This is a genomic window from Rhizobium sp. 05N49, from assembly GCF_056396805.1.
In genome coordinates this window covers 1-1164 of record NZ_JBFTME010000057.1, presented here as the reverse complement: position 1 = coordinate 1164, position 1164 = coordinate 1, and the positions used below count along the sequence as shown (strand labels likewise).

The window sequence follows — 1164 nt, the reverse complement described above, 5'->3', positions numbered from 1 at the left end:
CAGCCCGTCGCGCTGGGCGCGGCTTGCGGTCTGGCGCAGGTTCGCCCATTTGCCGCCCTTCATTTCGAAGGTGCGCAGATCAGCRACCGCCAGTTCACCCAGCTTGAAGGCGCGCAAGCCGGCATCGGCGCAATGCGAAAGCAGCGCCGGCGAGATCTGGTAGAACACAGCGCGGCATCCCGCAGCGCGCGCCGCTTCCACGAAACGCCAGACCAGTTCCGGCACGGCATGACGGTCACCGATCGGATCAAACAGYGCGATCCATGAACGCCCCTGCCGGCCATACATGATGAAGGCGTCGCCCTTTTCCGAGAACATGATGGACTTGTCGCCCATGCGCACGAGGTTGGCATCCGCACTATCCTGCTTCCCGACGATCTCGACGGCTCGGCGAACCGCTTCCTCGTCCGCCGGCTCCGGTTTGAAGGCCGCAGGCCGCAACAGGCTGAAAACGGCAATGGCAGAGGAAATGATGGAGATGCCGAGCACCGCACGCAGGCCGCGCGGCGCTTCTGCGGCAAATTCAAACTGCCACCAGAGCTCGTTGCTGTATTCCACATCGCGATAGACGAAGAGCAGGATAACGACAGCTCCGACAATGATCACGGCAATCGCCGTCAGCCAGGATGTCGTCATCGCCTGGTTGAGAAGCGAAGCATGACGGGTGAAAAGTCGGCGACTAACAAAGAGGCCGAAAACCAGGAAAGCCAGGACAGCCGCTTCGACAAGCGCAATCGCTTTCAGCAGCGAAAGCGTCAGGGCAGCAACGGCGGAAAATACCGCCACCCACCACGCACCATCGAGCCGCTGGCCAAGGCCGCGGGCAGCAACGACAAGCGCAAGTCCGAGCAGACTGGAGAGGAAATGCGCACCTTCGACAATTGGCAGCGGCAGATAGTTGGAGAGAAATTCGAGGTTCTGATCGGGCGTCGGCGTCACGCTCGAAAAGATCAGCATGACGCCCAGAAGCAGCGCCAGTGCCGAAAGAAGCTGCGGCATCAGCCGCCCGCCGATACGCCGCACGCTGGAGGCCGCAGGATGATCCACGAAGCGGCGAAGCTCGGTCGCCGACACCGCAAGGATGGCGATCAGCAGCGGCAAGACGTGATAGATCAGGCGATAAAGAACCAGTGAGCCGAGAACGGCATCAATGTTCACCGCGCT

The 1164-nt window shown here is 61.5% G+C and carries 1 protein-coding gene; it reads right to left on the bottom strand.

Annotation, left to right across the window (positions count from 1 at the left end):
• A partial coding sequence (locus tag AC1DF8_RS36210) for a phosphatidylglycerol lysyltransferase domain-containing protein (RefSeq protein WP_478157615.1) occupies positions 1–1164 on the bottom strand: 1164 nt, incomplete at both ends.